A 15861-nucleotide genomic window follows, 5' to 3' on the forward strand; every position below is an offset into this window, starting at 1 on the left:
GACTTCTCTCTACTTACCGAAGCTTTACTTGCGGATATACCCGGCCAATACGTCGACGAACGTCTTCGTAAATGCAGGAAGATCCGGCGGTCTGCGGCCGGAGACGATATTCCGGTCCACGACGACCTCTTGGTCTACCCAAATCGCTCCGGCGTTCTCCAAGTCATCCTTAATCCCCGGAGTTGAGGTCATGGTATATCCTTTACAAATCTTAGCGGACGCCAATACCCAACCGCCGTGACAAATATGGGCGATCGGCTTCTCGGCTGCATGAAATGCTTTGGTGAGCCGAAGTACGGATTCATAACGGCGCAGCTTATCGGGAGCCCAGCCTCCAGGTACATACAAGCCGATGTAGTCCTCGGAGCGAACTTCATCCAAAGCACGGTCTGTTGTCAGCGGAACCCCGTACTTTCCGTGATATACCGTATCGGCTTTGGGCCCGGCGAGGTGTACCACCGCTCCGGCTTCCCTCAGCCGCATGACCGGGTACCACATCTCCAAATCTTCAAATTCCTCATCTACAAAAGCGAGCACTTGATGGCCTTTTAATTCCATTATCATTTTCCTTCCATCAGTTTATGGATTGTCTAGCGGAATCGGCAAGCAGGTTATAAATAGCCGCTCGCCGGCCGACGCGGCTTTGTTTCATCCGCCAAATCGGTCTCCAGATAACGTCCGAGCACCTCGATCACAGCGGAGCTGGCCTTACAATGGGATAATTCGTCCCATATGCCCTCGGCATCACTGTACTTGCTTTGCAGCAAGCTGTTTTTGACCTTCAATATCGCTTGGACCGACATGCTTAATTCCACGATGCCAAGCGACAGCCAGATCGGCAGGGCGCGAATATCTCCGGCGAGCTCGCCGCAGACGCTGACATGCGTACCAAACCGCTTGGCGTTATCCACAATAAGCTTCAGCATGCGGAGCACCGCGGGGTGATAAGGATCGTACAAATGCGCCACCTGTTCATTCATCCGGTCAACGGCCAGTACGTATTGCACCAGATCGTTCGTGCCGATACTGAAAAAATCAACCTCTTGAGCCAGCAGGTCGGAGATCATGACCGATGCCGGCAGCTCAATCATGATGCCAACCTTTATCTCTTCGCTGAAGGGCACCTTCGCCTCTCTCAGCTCCTGTTTGGCTTCTTCCAGCAATTCATTTGCGCGGTGAAGCTCTTCCAGGCTGCTGATCATCGGGTACATGATTTTGACGCTGCCATAGTGACTGGCTCGAAGAATCGCCCTCAGCTGCGTTTTGAACAAATCGGTCCGGTCCAGCATGACCCGAATTGCGCGGTAGCCAAGCGATGGATTTTCCTCTTCAGGCAGCTCCAAATAATCCAGGTGCTTGTCTCCGCCGACATCGAGCGTCCGGATGACGACCGGCTTGCCTTTAAGACGTTCGGCCACCTCACGGTAAACGACAAACTGCTCCTCTTCTTGCGGGAAGCTGCTGCGGTCCATGTACAAAAACTCCGTACGGAACAGGCCTACGCCCGAAGCCCCGTTGCGGATCACCAAATCCAGCTCCTTGACCGAGCTGATGTTGGCTGCAAGTTTCATATGCCAGCCGTCTTCGGTCCGTGAAGGCAAATATGCCAATTTCTGCAGCTGCTCCTGGACAGCCTTCCAGGATTGCTTGCGCGCTTCGTACTGCTGAATAATGTCTTCCTCCGGGTTGACGTAAACGATCCCTTCATCTCCGTCGATGATGAGATAATCGCCGTTTTGAACCGGTGCTTGCAGCTTCCCTTCCAGCCCGAGTACATAAGGGACGCTCATCGCTCGGGCCATAATAGCCACATGCGACGTTTTGCCCCCCATCATCGTCACAATCCCCATCGTCTGATTCACATCAAGATGAACCATTTGCGAAGGAATCAGCTCTTTGGCAACCAAAATATACGGCTGATCCTTTGGCGGCAGCGTTTCTTCGAGCGCCCCAAGCAAATGCTTAAGCAGCCGGTTTCCGACATCCTTGATATCGAGCGCGCGCTCCTTCATGTAATGATCGTCCAGCAGGTCGAACATATTGACAAATTTATCGATCGCTTCCTTGACCGCTACCTCCGCGGCCTTGTACTGGCGCTGCATGATCCCCTGAACTTCGCTCATAAAGATAGGATCTTCAAGGATCGCCAGATGAGCGTCGAAAATTTGAGTCTGCTCCTCGCCAAGCACACTGACGAACTCCTGCTTAATCTGCTCGATCTCCACTTTGGAGTGATGAATTCCGTCGTATAACCGCTCGAATTCATAAGCTAGATCCGCAACGTCGATCAGTTTGTCGGGAAAGTCCCATTCCCAAGTCGGGATGACAAATGCTTTGCCCATGGCAATACCGGATGATGCTCCGATCCCCTCAATCAAATGCGTTCCCTCCCTCTGTGACGGCATCCTTGAGTACGACCGACATAACGGACGCCTGCCCCTTTTTCACCGCTTTGTAAGGTGCGAAGCTCCATGACTTGACCTTATCCACGTTGGTGATCAGCATTGGCGTCGCCAGCGACTTGCAATTCTTTTTCACTTTGTTCAAGTTGAAACGAACCAGCAGCTGCCCTTGCTCCACTTGATCTCCTTCTTTAACGTAGCAGTTAAAATATTTCCCTTGAAGCTGCGACGTATCGATCCCGATATGCAGCAGCACCTGCAGTCCTTGCTGCGTTTCGATACCTATCGCATGAAGCGAAGGATAAACATGGATGATCCTGCCGCCCACAGGGGATACAAGCTCCCCCTTCTCAGGAAGAAAAGCCACTCCGTCGCCTACGATCTTCCCTGAAAAAATTTGATCCGGTACTTCTTCCAGCGGAATCATACGTCCCTGCATGGGAGAACTGAACAGAACCTGCTCTATGTCCCTTCGCAGCGCTTTATTAATCTCCTCGCGGATCAGCTCGGAATACGTTCCGAAAACCACCTGCACGTTACCCCCGCCTAAGCGGATGACTCCGGCCGCTCCCAGATGCTTAAGCGCCGCGGTATCCATCTGACGATCGTTGACGAGGGTCAACCGAAGGCGGGTAATGCAAGCTTCAATATTCTTGATATTGTTCTTGCCGCCCAGGGCCTGCAGAATCAGCGGAGAACGGTAAGGAATATCTCCCGCCCACTCTTCCAGCTGCGAGCCTTCCTCACGGCCGGGTGTAGGGATTCGGAACCGGCGAATCGCCCAACGAAACAAGACGTAATACACAATTCCAAAGGCCAGACCGATCGGGATGAGGAGCCAGCCGTTTTTCGCCAGGTGCAGATTGATCAAAAAGTCGATCGCACCTGCGGCGTAGGAGAACCCATGGTGGATGTCCAAAGCAACGGCGATCCACATTGCAAAACCGGACAAAATGGCATGTACAATAAACAAATACGGCGCGACGAACAAAAATGCGAACTCGATCGGCTCCGTCACACCGGTTAAAAAGCAGGCAAACGCCGCCGTTAAAAAGGTAGCTCGTATTTTGGGCTTCAAGTCTTCACGCGCTTCATGAATAATGGCCAGTGCAATGGCGGGCAGCGCAAACATCATGATCGGGTATAACCCGGCCATATAAAATCCCGCTTCGGGATCTCCGGCAAAAAAACGGGGTAAATCACCGAACACCGGCTGACCGTTGGCATCGTAAGCACCCAACTGAAACCAGAAAAAATTATTAAATACATGATGAAGACCAGAGGGCACAAGCAGCCTGTGGATAATCCCGTACAAGAAAGTCCCGAAACCGCCAAGCCCCAAGATGACATTGGTCAGCGCCTGCATGCCCGATTCCAAAGCCGGACCGATCTGAATCATAACTACGATCAAGACAAAAATGGCCAGACCCATAAGCAGCGGCACCATACGCGGACCGCCGAAAAATTGAATATATTCGGGAAGCTGAATATGCTTCACCCGATGATAAATCACCGCCGCAAGCAATCCGATCAAGATCCCGCCCGGAACCCCAAGCTGAAACGACTCGCCCAAAAAATGCTTCAGCGATTCACTAAACATATAGTGCCCAATCAAGGCCGACATTCCCGCGATGCCTGCACTCTCCGTCAAGCCTAAAGCAACGCCTACGGCAAAGATCAGCGGCAAATAAGTAAAGATCGTCGTCCCGGCCATCGTTAAAATTTCCCCGATTTGAGGCAATTGCATTTGTTCCCAAGGCAGTGATCCGAGACGCAGCAAAATGGCTGCGACGGGAAGCGTTATCGTAGGCAGCATCAATGATCGTCCAAGCTGCTGCAAGTTTCCCATCCAATTCAAAACAAGCCGTTCCCCCTTTCCTATTAAGATGGTAAGCCTTGGACACTTTTTTGTCAAACCATGAAATGACGCCGCGGCATGAAAAAAGACGGACTTAAATGTCCGTCTCCGTCAGGCTTTCCTTGCATTACATTTGGTATCTGTTCATGCCGCTGGCCGCGCTCATTCCGAATTGACTTTGAGCCGGCTGTGTGGAGTCTGCGCGTAAATAGGCGTCATGGCCTTGCTGATCTCCACGGTAGTTCGCTGTGTGATACGACTGCGGGTTTTGATATTGACCGTACTGCTGATTGGCGGCGCCGAATTGTTGGCTCATTCCACTCATTCCCGAGTAGGAGGAGCTGAGTTGGCTGCCCATTTGGCTTGTTCCCATTCCCATTTGGCTCGCGCCGATGCCGTATTGGCTTTGAGCTGGCTGTGTGGAATCCGCACGCAGGTAGGCATCGTGACCAGGCTGGTTGCCGCGGTAGTTCGCCGTGTGGAAAGATTGCGGATTTTGATATTGGCCGTAGGACGGATTGGAAGCGCCGAATGGTTGGCTCATTCCGCTCATTCCCGAGTAGGAAGAGCTGAATTGGCTGCCCATTTGGCTCGCGCCGATGCCGTATTGGCTTTGAGCCGGTTGTGTGGAGTCCGCCCGCAGATAGGCATCGTGACCAGGCTGGTTGCCGCGGTAATTCGCCGTATGGTACGATCCGGCAGATTGCATGGATCCATAAGACGGGTTTATACCGGAGGAGAACTGCTGGTTATTCATCCCTTGGCTCAAGGATTGGTTATACTGGGATTGCACATAGCCTACCGGTTGGTATTTGGTTGCATACCCGCGGTATTGAGAGCTGGTATTCGCTCCCATTTGATTTTGAAAGCTGCTTTGGTAGCCCTGTTGGTTATACATGAAAATCCTCCTTGAATTGAATTAAGAAGTCTTCCGGTTCCGGCACGTATTCGTCCGTTCTATTCCGAAAGCTTTTCTTATTTTCTTCAAGGAGGATTTTTTTTATAACTTATGGGATCTTTTTTTAAAAAGGATCAGCGTATGCCAAGCACGTCTTGCTTCAACTGTTGAGCAGCAAGGCGCGGATCACGGCTTTGAACAATGGCGGATACGACGGCTACGCCGTCCGCACCGGCCTCAACTACGGAAGCGGCTTGTCCGTGTCCGATTCCCCCGATGCCGACCATAGGAATCCGGCTCCAGCGCTGCTTGATTTGGCTGATAAGTCCGGTACCGATCGGTTCGCCGGCATCACCTTTGGTCAGCGTGGAGTAAACAGCTCCGACACCCAGATAATCTGCGCCGTTGTACACAGCCCATTCCGCTTCCTCCATCGTGCCGGCGGAAATCCCGATGATGGCATCTTTGCCCATCAGCTTGCGGGCCTCTATCCCGGGGAGATCGTCCTGGCCTACATGAACCCCGTCGGCTTCCAGCAGCAGGGCAACGTCTACCCTATCGTTAACGAGAAAGGGAACGCCGAACTCCCGGCATAATTGCCGAATCGGCCGGGCCTCCGCCATAACCCGGGATAGCGGCGCTTTTTTCTCCCGAAGCTGCAGCATCGTAATCCCGCCTTCCAGCGCGGCCTTCGCCGTTTCAAGAGCGGTTCTTCCTTCATAAGCATCCAGACCCATAACCAAATAAACGGCTAAACGATGTTGTAGGTTTTCCCGAAACAACTTACTTCCCTCCAGGCAGCAGAATGGAGTCCTCCACCTTAATGCAGCGGTCCATAATGACTTCAAGACCGCCGGCTTTGGCAATTTCCGCTGTTTCTTCATGGTAAACGCCCAGCTGCAGCCATAACACCTTGGCTCCGATACGTACGGCCTCCTCGGCCACAGGAACCGTCTGATCGCTTCTCCGGAAAACATTCACGATATCGACCGGTTCCGGGATATCCGTCAGCGCGCTGTAGCAGGTTTCGCCCAGGATCGTGCCTCTGACCATCGGATTTACCGGAATAATGCGGTAGCCTTTCTTTTGCATGGCTTCGGACACCATATAAGACTCCCTATCAGGCTTATCCGACAATCCAACCACAGCAATGTTCTTCGCATTCACCAAAATTTCTTTAATGGCCTCGCGGGACGGATTCTGAAATGGCATACCGTTCACTCCTTATCTTCCCTAGATTATTTTGTATAGCTGAGCGCCTGGCTGCCCATGGCTTCCCAGGTGGCCAAAAAACGCTCTTTTTCAATTTTGTGCTTGCCTTTTCCCGACAGCGGGTCATTCACATAAACATAATGCTCATCAAAGCCCACAAGCAATACGGCATGCTCCATAAAGGTGGTTTGAATCGGACCCAGCGGTGAATCCCACACCACCCACTTGCTCGGTACTTGGTAATCAATGGTCGTCCACACGACAGAAGGAATGCCTCGAACCAGCTGATCCTCAAGCTTGGAAAACGGCTCTCTTGTCATATCGACAGCCGTAGGCACGTAAGCCTTCAGCAGATCGTACAAAGCCGCATGATAAATGCCGAAGCCTTTGCCCGCTCCGGTTACCTCGCCGACAAAACCTAGGTTGGGGTTGCCCCAATAAGCAATAGAGCCGTCTTCGTTGTAACGGATCGGGGTCTCGTCCCGCTTCATCTCTTGAACAAGCTCCATCTTCGATTTGTTCACACCGTAATACTGAAGCAGCATCGTCAGGCTTGTGACCTCGCAGCCGGAAGGAAGCTCCGGAAGCTGTCGGACAATGGGCGCGTCCAGCGTGACGCTCTGGGGTCGGGGCTCCGCCGGCTTCTCCGCAGCGGCACTGGCGCTATTCCCGCCCGGATCCGGACTTTCCTGCGCCGTTTGGTTGGCTTGGATAACGGAGCCGCTTAACGCCGGTTCATCCAACCATGACTGTCCGGTGATTTTGGCGTACAGCAGTATGCCAAATACGCCGCTTGAGAACAGCAGTCCTGCAATCAGAAAGAAACCTAAGGTAACTTGGATTCCTTTCCACAAGATGGTCATCGTTTAACACCGCCTAGCCGCAAACGGATTTATTCCAGGCTTAATTAATCCTGTACAAGCTCGATGTTCGCACCCAGAGATAGCAAGTGATCAAAATATTGCGGGTACGACTTGGCCACATGATGCGCATCGTTAATGATGAGGCCTTTGTCCGAACGCAGTCCTGCGACCGTCAGCGCCATAATGACGCGGTGATCGTAATGAGCATTAATTTCCACGCCTCCGGGAATTCCTTGCGGACGACCATGGACAATGATTTCGCTTTGTCTTTCTTCTACATCCGCGCCCGCCTTGCGAAGCTCCGTAACGAAGTCGGTGATCCGGTCGCATTCCTTGTAGCGAAGATTTTCGACATTGTAAAACCGGGAAGTGCCTTCGGCAAACAATGATGCCGCAACCATAGCCAGAACGGCATCGGTAAAGTGGTCCCCGTCAAACTCGCCGGCCTTCAGCTTTTGGTTGCCGCGCACGCGAACTACATCATTCTCATGAATCAAGTCCACGCCCATCGCCCGCAGCACGTCCACTACGGCCCGCTCCCCCTGCCTGCTCTCTTCGGAAAGACGAAGCACCGTGACATCCGAATGGGTCACGCTGGCAGCAGCCAAGATGGCAGCCGAGCCCGGATAATCTCCTTGAACTACATATTTTTGCGGTAAGTACTGCTGTCTTCCGGGAATTTTGTAATGCATCAAATCCTCGGATGCCTCGATCTTGATACCGGCCTGCGCAATCACCTCAAGCGTCTGGCCTACAATGACCTTCGACTTTAAGTCGTGAAGTACCGTAATTTCGCTGTCTTCCTCCAGCAGCGGCGTCGTGAACAAAAGCGAGCTTAAAAACTGCGAGCTCACGTTGCCGGAAACCGTGATCTTTCCGCCGCGCGGCTGTCCGCCGCGGATCGTAATCGGGAGCTTTCCTTCCCGATGCTCTACCTGAACACCCATTTGCTGGAGAGAATCGATCAAATCGTCATGAGGTCTTTTTCCGAGGGACTCCGGATAAGTATTCACAAATGTCACTTCCGGGCAAAATGCGGCCACGGACATCAAAAACCGCAGTACGGCCCCCGCGTTGCCCACATTCAATTCCTTCACATGCTTTGGATGGCGTCCGAAGCCGCGAATCGTCATTTTCTCGTCATCTTCTTCAATTACCGCTCCCAAATCGCGGATGCAGCGGCGCATTGCATCGCTGTCTTCGCTGTGAGCCGGGTAATATACGGTGCTCGTTCCATCCGCCAGTGCACCGATCAACAAATAGCGGGTGGTGTAATTTTTGGATGACAGCGCGTTAATGGTTCCTTCCAGGCGCGGCGTCGGTTTAACAATTGCTTTCATCGTAAGTATCTCTCCTTAAATTATGTATCCTAAATAAACAAAAACGATGCCCAGCATATAAGTGAGACCCATATACATCCACGCCGAAAGCTTGCGCCCCTGCGACAGCAGTCCGTTTGACTCCAGCTTGAACGTGGAAAATGTAGTGAATGCCCCCATAAACCCGCTTCCAAGCAATGCCATGGTCCGAGCATCCGCTCCTCGGCCCCAAAGCCAACCGAGTAAAAAAGAGCCCAGCACATTCACCGAAAGCGTGCCGTAAGGAATGGTGGCGGGAAACCGCTTGGAGATCCATCCGTTCATCCAATACCGGCTGACTGCTCCAGCAAAGCCTCCGGCTCCTACCAAAATTATGTTCATTAATGTATTCGACATCACTCGGAGGTTCCCCTTTTCACAAACAGGGCATTGGAACGCTTGCCCAGCTGAATACACAGCAGTCCGCCCCATAAGCTGATCAAAAAATATCCCGCAGCAATGGCATAATGGCCATGCTCCAGCAAGTCAAAAAGCTCCCAGCTTAGCGTAGAAAATGTCGTGAACGATCCGATCAAGCCCGTCGTCACGGCAGCTCTAAGACGGGGATAACGGCCCAGCTTAGACGAATAAGCGAATCGCCCCAAGAGTAAACAGCCGGCAAGATTGCACAACAGCGTCCCCCAAGGGAGCGGGGAATTCGCCCCATGATTTAAGGCAAGGGACATCCCGTAGCGGGCTAAGGCTCCGATCATACCCGCCAGACCTATGTATACTGCTGTCATTCCCGATATCCCTCCAAGACCGGCATTACATGGTTTGACACGGCTTCCTTTTTTTCATTATGATGAACTCATTCAGCCACACGGCTATCATTTCAAGGAGGACTTTTCCATGCAAACGATCACTCCCGCAGAAATCAAACAAAGAATCGAGAACGGCGAGCAGCTTCATATCATCGATGTCCGTGAACCGGAAGAAATCGCACTCGGCATGATTCCGGGCGCGAAGTCGATTCCTTTAATGCAAATTCCCGACCGGCTTGCGGAAATTCCGCAGGATGGAGAAACGATTCTAGTCTGCCGCAGCGGCAACCGGAGCAGCAGGGCCTATGAATACCTGGAAGCCCAAGGCTTTAAAGGACTTAAAAACATGACCGGAGGGATGCTGGAGTGGGAAGCGCTCTAAGCGTTCCCTGCTGCGCCGCATACGATCTCAACGATGCGGTCCACCGGTACGCCATCCGTATCCACCTTTAAATCGGCAAAGTCGTAAGCGTGCTTCCTGCTTTCCACAATGTGATTTACCCGTTCTTCTAAGTTCCCCTGAAGAAGCGGACGGTTTTGGTCCTCTCTGACACGCTCGATAATCGTCTCCACCGATGCACAGAGAGCAACGACAAAGCCGTTCTCCTTCATGGCAAGCCGGTTCTGCTCAAGCAGTACCGCTCCGCCGCCCGTAGAGATGACCTGTCCGCTTTGCTTCAATACATTACTTATGGTTTCGCTTTCCGCTTTCCGAAATGCCTCTTCGCCCAGCTCGGCAAACATTTCGCTGATGCTCATGCCTTGACTTCTTACGATCTCCGAATCCGTGTCGACATAAGTCCAGCCCAATTTGGCGGAAAGTGCCTGGCCTACCGTAGACTTTCCCGTTCCCATCAACCCGACCAGCACGATATTGCGGTTCATTCCCATGCTACACCTCTGGCAATTGTCTTTAAACTTACCCTATCATATCATAGCTTGTCCTAACGTGAATAGAAAGTTTAGTGAACACATATGATGGTTGTGAATAAATACCAGCTTAAACAGTCAAGCTGATAATGTTCCATAGATCTGAAAGGAGATCGCTTTATATGATACCCGACGCCCTCCCGAAACCGAAAGTTCCCGCCCCCCTTGCAGCGGATCTGAAGCTCCGGCAAATCTTGGACTCTTCCAAGCCGCTTTGCAAAGAAGATATTGTTTGGATGCTCGAATTTATTAAAAAAAAGGTGGCCGAGGAAGATCCCAATGTAAAGGATCTTTCCCAGCCACGGCTGCTTCAAAACTTTCGCTATTTTGCCGAAATCGCTTTGATGCTGATTCAACGGCGCAACGGATTCGATCAGGATGCCGACCGGCTGAAGCTTTGGCTGGCCGAGGCCTCTTACGGATTGCATCCGTTAAGAACCGACACGTTCCGGCAAGCCTCTCCATATGACGAGAAGGCTTAGTTTTCCATCCATTGGTAATGGAAGGTTCCTTCTTTATCCACGCGCTTAAACGTGTGCGCTCCGAAATAGTCACGCTGCGCTTGCAGCAGATTGGCCGGCAGACGCTCCGTCCGATAGCTGTCGTAATAAGCGAGCGCCGAAGCAAAGGCCGGAACCGGAATGCCGCGGGTAACGGCAGCCGATACGACAGTTCTCCATGCATCCTGATAGTTATCCACGATGCCCTTGAAATACTCGTCAAGCAGAAGGTTTTTAAGCTCCGGATTGCGGTCATACGCATCTTTGATATTTTGGAGAAAGCGGGCGCGGATAATGCAGCCGCCGCGGAAAATCATCGCGATGTTGCCGTATTCCAGATCCCAGCCGTATTCTTCGCTGGCCGCTCTCATTTGAGCGAAGCCCTGGGCATAGGAGCAAATTTTGCTCGCATACAGCGCTTTGCGTACGGCTTCGATGAAGGCTTTGCGGTCGCCGTCGAATGCAGCCGGTTTTGGACCGCCAAGCACTTTGCTTGCGGCCACTCTCTCTTCTTTCATTGCGGAAAGGAAGCGGGAGAAAACCGATTCGGTGATGATCGAAAGCGGCACGCCGAGATCAAGCGCGCTCTGGCTGGTCCATTTGCCGGTACCCTTCTGGCCGGCCGAATCGAGAATGACATCCACCATCGGTTTACCCGTTTCGTCATCATATTTGGTGAAAATGTCCGTCGTAATCTCGATCAGATAGCTGTCCAATTCACCTTTGTTCCAGTCGGCGAAAATTTCATGAAGCTCCTGTGTGTTAACTCCCAGAACGTCCTTCAGCAGCTGATAAGCTTCGCAAATCAACTGCATATCTCCATATTCAATTCCGTTGTGGACCATTTTAACATAATGGCCGGCACCGTCCGGACCGATGTATGTGCAGCAAGGATCCCCGTTTACTTTAGCGGAAATAGCTGTCAGAATCGGAGCCACCAGCTCGTAGGCATCCTTTTGACCGCCTGGCATAATCGCGGGTCCTTTCAAAGCGCCTTCTTCGCCGCCCGATACGCCGGTTCCGATAAAACGGAGGCCGTGAGCTTGCAATTCCTTGTTCCGGCGCTGCGTATCCGGGAAGAACGCGTTGCCGCCGTCAATGATGATATCCCCTTGTTCCAGATGGGGAACCAGTTGATTAATCGTATCGTCAGTCGCATGGCCTGCCTGAACCATGATCAAAATTTTACGCGGTTTCTCAAGCGAAGCGACGAATTCCTCGATGCTGTATGTACCGACCAATTGCTTGCCTGGCGATTCGGACAAAAGCGCATCGGTTTTCTCGCGGGACCGGTTATACACGGAAACGCTGAACCCTCTGCTTTCGATATTCAAAGCCAAATTTTTGCCCATGACTGCAAGCCCGATAACGCCTACCTGTTGTTTAGACATAAGTGACTCTCATCCTTCCTATCTTTATTTATTTATTGACGATTTCAAAAAGCATAGCGGCACGATCTTTAGATCGTCATCGCCCCGAAGCCCCCGTCCACTCGAAGAAGAGCGCCTGTTACAAAGCTGGACGCCTTCTCCGAAGCCAGATACACGGCAGCCCCCTGAAGCTCCTCCGCATTGCCGAACCGGTTCATCGGCGTATGCCTCATGATCGAATCCACCCGATCCTGGGACAGGATTTTGCGATTCTGCTCGGCCGGGAAGAAGCCCGGAATAATGGCATTCACGCGTACGCGCGCCGGAGCGAATTCGCGGGCCAAAAACTTCGTCACGTTGTTGACCGCCGCCTTCGAAGCCGAGTAAGTGAACACGCGGGAAAGCGGAGGCTCGGATGAAACCGAGGAGATATTGATGATGCTGCCTCCTTCACCTTTTTCAACCATATGCTTCCCAAAAATTTGACACGCCAACACTACACTCTTAAGATTTACTTCCATGATTGAATCCCATTCATCCATCTGCAGCTCGAAAAACGGCGTCGCGCTATTCTTTCCGGGACAGTTCATCAGCACGTCGCAGCGGCCTGTCCAAGCAAGAACCTGAGACAATACATGCTGCAAATCGTTCGCGCTTGTCGCATCGGCAGAGAAGCATCCGGCATTGCCTCCTGCTTCTTCTACACGCTTAGCTACTTCTTCGGATTTCTCCAGGTTGCGTCCTACAATCGCCACATCCGCGCCGTGACCGCCCAAGGCTACCGCCATGGCCCCGCCCAGCGTGCTGTTTCCTCCGATAATGACTGCCGTTTTTCCTGTAAGATCGAATAAGTTCATGGCCATGGTCTTTTCCTCCTAGGATTGCGTGTGTTTCAGTTGGAAAGCAGCAATGGCATCAAACTCGTCCTTCAACTGATGGTACACACGATTATAAATTTTTGTCAACTGTTGATATGTTTCATGGTTCTGCTCACTGGCATGGAGCGACTGCTCCACCTGCATCCAATCGTGTACGCTGGAGAAGTCATCGATCTCTCCAAGCGCCAGCATTCCCAATTGGGCCGCCCCGAGGCCGGAGCTTTCAATGGTATTCGGAACGGCGACGGGTGTACCCAGCACGTCGGCCATCATTTGCAGCCAGAAAGGCGACCTTGCAAACCCGCCCGAAGCGCGTATTTCCTTGGTCGGACCGGCAAGCTCCTCCAGCGCCGTCACGACGGAGTGAATCCGATACATAACCCCTTCGAGCACGGAACGAATCATATGTTTCTTTTGATGATATAAGGATAATCCGAAAAAGACCCCGCGGGCATTTGCATTCCAGTACGGCGCACGTTCTCCGGACAGCAGCGGAAGGAAGATCAATCCGTCCGAGCCCGGGGACACTTCACGCGCCAGCTCGGTTAAGTAATCGTACGGGTCCATTCCGCGGCGCCGGCCTTCTTCCGCTTCCGCCGTGGCCAATTGGTCGCGGACCCACCGGAACATGATGCCGCCGTTGTTGATCGCCCCTCCCACAACCCAGAAGTCCTCTTTTAAGGCGTAACAGAACAGCCGGCCTTGCGGATCCGTCACCGGCTCACGCATGACGCCTCTTACAGCGCCGCTTGTTCCTATGGTCACGGCATACACTCCCTGTTCCAAGGCTCCTACGCCAAGGTTCGCCAGAACGCCGTCGGAAGCCCCGACAACAAAAGGGGTATCTGCCGCGAGTCCCAGCGAAACGGCAGCATCCGTGCTTAGACCCTGCAAAAAGTGGGTTGTCGACACCGGATCGGACAGCTGTTCACGCCGAACACCGCAAGCCGCAAGCGCTTCTTCATCCCACTTCAGCTTGCGTAAATTGAACAACCCTGTAGCACTCGCTATGGAATAATCAATGACCAGCTTGCCGAACAGCTTGGCAAATACATATTCTTTAATCCCGATAAATTTGTACGCCTGCTCAAACAGATCCGGCCGGTGGTCGCGGATCCACATCAGCTTAAGCAGCGGGGACATCGGATGAATCGGGGTTCCCGTTTTACGGTATATTTCAAGTCCGTTGTGTTCTTCCTTCAGCACCTTCACATATTCGGCGCTGCGGTTATCCGCCCAAGTGATACAGCGGGTAAGCGGCTGCAGCTCCTTATCCACCGCAATCAGGCTGTGCATCGCCGAGCTGAAGGATACACAGAGCACTTGACCCGGCAGAATGGCGGCTTTGCTGACTACCGTCCGGATGGCTGTGAGCACCGCTTGGAAGATTTCATTGGGATCCTGCTCAGCCATATCCGGCTTGGGCGTGAACAAAGGATATTCGACGGAGTGAGAAGCAAGCACTCTGCCGCTCCGGTCAATCACAAGCGTTTTGGTGCTGGTGGTACCGATATCGGCTGAAATGATATAAGGCTTTTGTACGGACGAACCCATCATTTATATCAAGTTCCCTTCATTGTTGAATGACAAGTCGTATGGCTCGGTTAAAATTTCGATGTCCGGATGCAGTTTGGCTTCCTCCAGCAAATTCACGGAAATCTCGATTTCACCCAAGTGCAGCGTATCCTGAATCCGCACCAGGCGGCATCGGGTGTAATCCAAAATATTGCACGTTTTGACCGCGGCTTTGATGGCATAATAATCGTTTTCGAGCGTGGTCGCAATCTTAGTCGGTGCACAGACGGTAGACGTGAGGCCATTCGCATAAGTAGCAACCAGGTCCATCTTATCCACCAAACGTTGGGTTGTGAAATCGGCCGTTCCCACTCCATTTGCGTTACCTTTCGTCTCCGGCGTTGTATCGAGGACAACCATTTTGGATACTTCCGGACCGCCATGCGCATAAGGCGTAGGATAACGGCCGGTCACGTTCGGATCCATGCCGTCGCCGCTGATATTTTTCCCGATAAAATCAATGACCAGCACATCGATTTGATCAAACAAGATTTTAGGCAGCCTTGCTTTGGCGATCTCCAGCAGTTCCATCTCGCGCGCTTCGATTTGCTCCGCAGGCAGAACCTCTACGATACATGTTTCGTCATAGGCGTTTTCAACCAGCGCAATTCCGAATACGATGGGAAGCTTGTCCAGCATGAGCCGCGCCATAGCAGGGACGTTCTCCGCCATATATTTAAAACCCAGCTGATGGCACGCTTCCGCCCCCTTTTGTTTACCGAGCCCGATAGAAATCATTTTCATAATTCCGCTTTCGATAGGCCCGCGGAAGGCGGTATGCGGTTTCACACGGTTAATGACGATAATCGCGTCCGCTTCCGAAGCGTATTTGTCCACATAAACCGGCAGACCGTTTGAAAGCTGGTCAATCTTTACCACTTCCATGGACGATCGGATCGGCGCGCCCATCGCTTCCTCGGTTACGCCGAGATGATGGAGCACCTCCTTCTGTCCCTCGGCCGTCGCTCCTCCGTGGCTTCCCATGCACGGTACAATAAAAGGGTGCGCTCCTGCCTGTTTAATCGCTTCGATTGTCGTTTTGGTCAACGCAGCGATATTGGCCACGCCCCGGCTGCCTACGGCCACGGCAACCTGCTGCCCCGGCTTGATCCGGTCAATCCCGCCCGGCTTTCCCAGCTCCTTGGCCAGCTCTTCAACCGGATTCTCCAGTTTATCCCCATTAAATTTCTGGCGGATCTTAACGACTTGGGGAATTGGAATGTCTTGAAGCAGTTCCCTTAATATGCTCATTG

Annotated in this window: 17 protein-coding genes; 2 read left to right on the plus strand and 15 right to left on the minus strand. The window is 52.5% G+C overall.

Annotated features, from left to right (window positions below):
* Positions 1 to 24 precede the first annotated feature (24 nt).
* The 10 genes from ACZYR9_RS02235 to ACZYR9_RS02280 all read right to left on the minus strand — a co-directional run bounded on the left by ACZYR9_RS02235 (position 25) and on the right by ACZYR9_RS02280 (position 9334).
* Positions 25 to 558 carry a type 1 glutamine amidotransferase domain-containing protein gene (locus tag ACZYR9_RS02235; protein ID WP_488976811.1) on the minus strand — a complete coding sequence of 178 codons (534 nt, stop codon included), beginning with the start codon at positions 556 to 558 and terminating at the stop codon, positions 25 to 27.
* Positions 559 to 611: 53 nt separating this feature from the next.
* The gene (gene ptsP, locus ACZYR9_RS02240) at positions 612 to 2378 is read right to left on the minus strand and encodes a phosphoenolpyruvate--protein phosphotransferase (RefSeq protein WP_488976812.1); all 1767 of its coding nucleotides are present in this window, start codon (positions 2376 to 2378) and stop codon (positions 612 to 614) included.
* On the minus strand, positions 2371 to 4260 hold the full coding sequence (locus ACZYR9_RS02245) for a glucose PTS transporter subunit IIA (RefSeq protein ID WP_488976813.1): 1890 nt from the start codon (positions 4258 to 4260) through the stop codon (positions 2371 to 2373). The genes ptsP and ACZYR9_RS02245 overlap by 8 nt, the downstream gene beginning before the upstream one ends.
* Positions 4261 to 4387: 127 nt before the next feature.
* Positions 4388 to 5158, minus strand: a complete 771-nt coding sequence (locus tag ACZYR9_RS02250; RefSeq protein ID WP_488976814.1) for a hypothetical protein — start codon at positions 5156 to 5158, stop codon at positions 4388 to 4390.
* A 134-nt stretch (positions 5159 to 5292) separates the two neighbouring features.
* On the minus strand, positions 5293 to 5940 hold the full coding sequence (thiE, locus tag ACZYR9_RS02255; protein WP_488976815.1) for a thiamine phosphate synthase: 648 nt from the start codon (positions 5938 to 5940) through the stop codon (positions 5293 to 5295).
* A gap of 1 nt (position 5941) precedes the next feature.
* Positions 5942 to 6370, minus strand: coding sequence for a CoA-binding protein (locus tag ACZYR9_RS02260; protein ID WP_488976816.1), 429 nt, complete (start codon positions 6368 to 6370; stop codon positions 5942 to 5944).
* 26 nt (positions 6371 to 6396) lie between these two features.
* A complete protein-coding gene (locus tag ACZYR9_RS02265; protein WP_488976817.1) occupies positions 6397 to 7233 on the minus strand; it encodes a C39 family peptidase in 837 nt (278 codons plus the stop codon).
* A gap of 44 nt (positions 7234 to 7277) precedes the next feature.
* Positions 7278 to 8573: a 3-phosphoshikimate 1-carboxyvinyltransferase gene (gene aroA, locus ACZYR9_RS02270; RefSeq protein ID WP_488976818.1), complete on the minus strand. Its 1296-nt coding sequence runs from the start codon at positions 8571 to 8573 to the stop codon at positions 7278 to 7280.
* 15 nt (positions 8574 to 8588) lie between these two features.
* Positions 8589 to 8948, minus strand: coding sequence for a fluoride efflux transporter FluC (locus ACZYR9_RS02275; protein WP_488976819.1), 360 nt, complete (start codon positions 8946 to 8948; stop codon positions 8589 to 8591).
* Positions 8948 to 9334: a fluoride efflux transporter FluC gene (locus ACZYR9_RS02280; RefSeq protein ID WP_488976820.1), complete on the minus strand. Its 387-nt coding sequence runs from the start codon at positions 9332 to 9334 to the stop codon at positions 8948 to 8950. The genes ACZYR9_RS02275 and ACZYR9_RS02280 overlap by 1 nt, the downstream gene beginning before the upstream one ends.
* 109 nt (positions 9335 to 9443) lie before the next feature.
* On the opposite strand from ACZYR9_RS02280, the gene ACZYR9_RS02285 reads away from it, so the two are divergent.
* Positions 9444 to 9737 carry a rhodanese-like domain-containing protein gene (locus ACZYR9_RS02285; RefSeq protein WP_488976821.1) on the plus strand — a complete coding sequence of 98 codons (294 nt, stop codon included), beginning with the start codon at positions 9444 to 9446 and terminating at the stop codon, positions 9735 to 9737.
* Here the strand turns inward: ACZYR9_RS02285 and ACZYR9_RS02290 are convergent.
* Positions 9734 to 10240 carry a shikimate kinase gene (locus ACZYR9_RS02290; protein ID WP_488976822.1) on the minus strand — a complete coding sequence of 169 codons (507 nt, stop codon included), beginning with the start codon at positions 10238 to 10240 and terminating at the stop codon, positions 9734 to 9736. The two genes, ACZYR9_RS02285 and ACZYR9_RS02290, sit on opposite strands and share 4 nt — an antisense overlap.
* Positions 10241 to 10407: 167 nt before the next feature.
* Between ACZYR9_RS02290 and ACZYR9_RS02295 the strand changes: the two genes are divergently transcribed.
* Complete coding sequence (locus ACZYR9_RS02295; protein WP_488976823.1) at positions 10408 to 10767, plus strand: hypothetical protein; 360 nt, start codon at positions 10408 to 10410, stop codon at positions 10765 to 10767.
* Here the strand turns inward: ACZYR9_RS02295 and gndA are convergent.
* The 4 genes from gndA to ACZYR9_RS02315 form a co-directional block, all read right to left on the minus strand.
* On the minus strand, positions 10764 to 12176 hold the full coding sequence (gndA, locus tag ACZYR9_RS02300; RefSeq protein WP_488976824.1) for an NADP-dependent phosphogluconate dehydrogenase: 1413 nt from the start codon (positions 12174 to 12176) through the stop codon (positions 10764 to 10766). The genes ACZYR9_RS02295 and gndA overlap by 4 nt on opposite strands.
* 68 nt (positions 12177 to 12244) lie before the next feature.
* Positions 12245 to 13012: an SDR family oxidoreductase gene (locus ACZYR9_RS02305; RefSeq protein ID WP_488977134.1), complete on the minus strand. Its 768-nt coding sequence runs from the start codon at positions 13010 to 13012 to the stop codon at positions 12245 to 12247.
* A gap of 18 nt (positions 13013 to 13030) precedes the next feature.
* Entirely contained in the window at positions 13031 to 14590 is a 1560-nt protein-coding gene (gene gntK / locus ACZYR9_RS02310) for a gluconokinase (RefSeq protein ID WP_488976825.1), read from the minus strand.
* On the minus strand, positions 14591 to 15859 hold the full coding sequence (locus ACZYR9_RS02315; RefSeq protein WP_488976826.1) for a nickel pincer cofactor-dependent isomerase, group 22: 1269 nt from the start codon (positions 15857 to 15859) through the stop codon (positions 14591 to 14593).
* Positions 15860 to 15861: the final 2 nt, after the last annotated feature.

The sequence above is a fragment of the Paenibacillus sp. F024 genome (assembly GCF_057814255.1).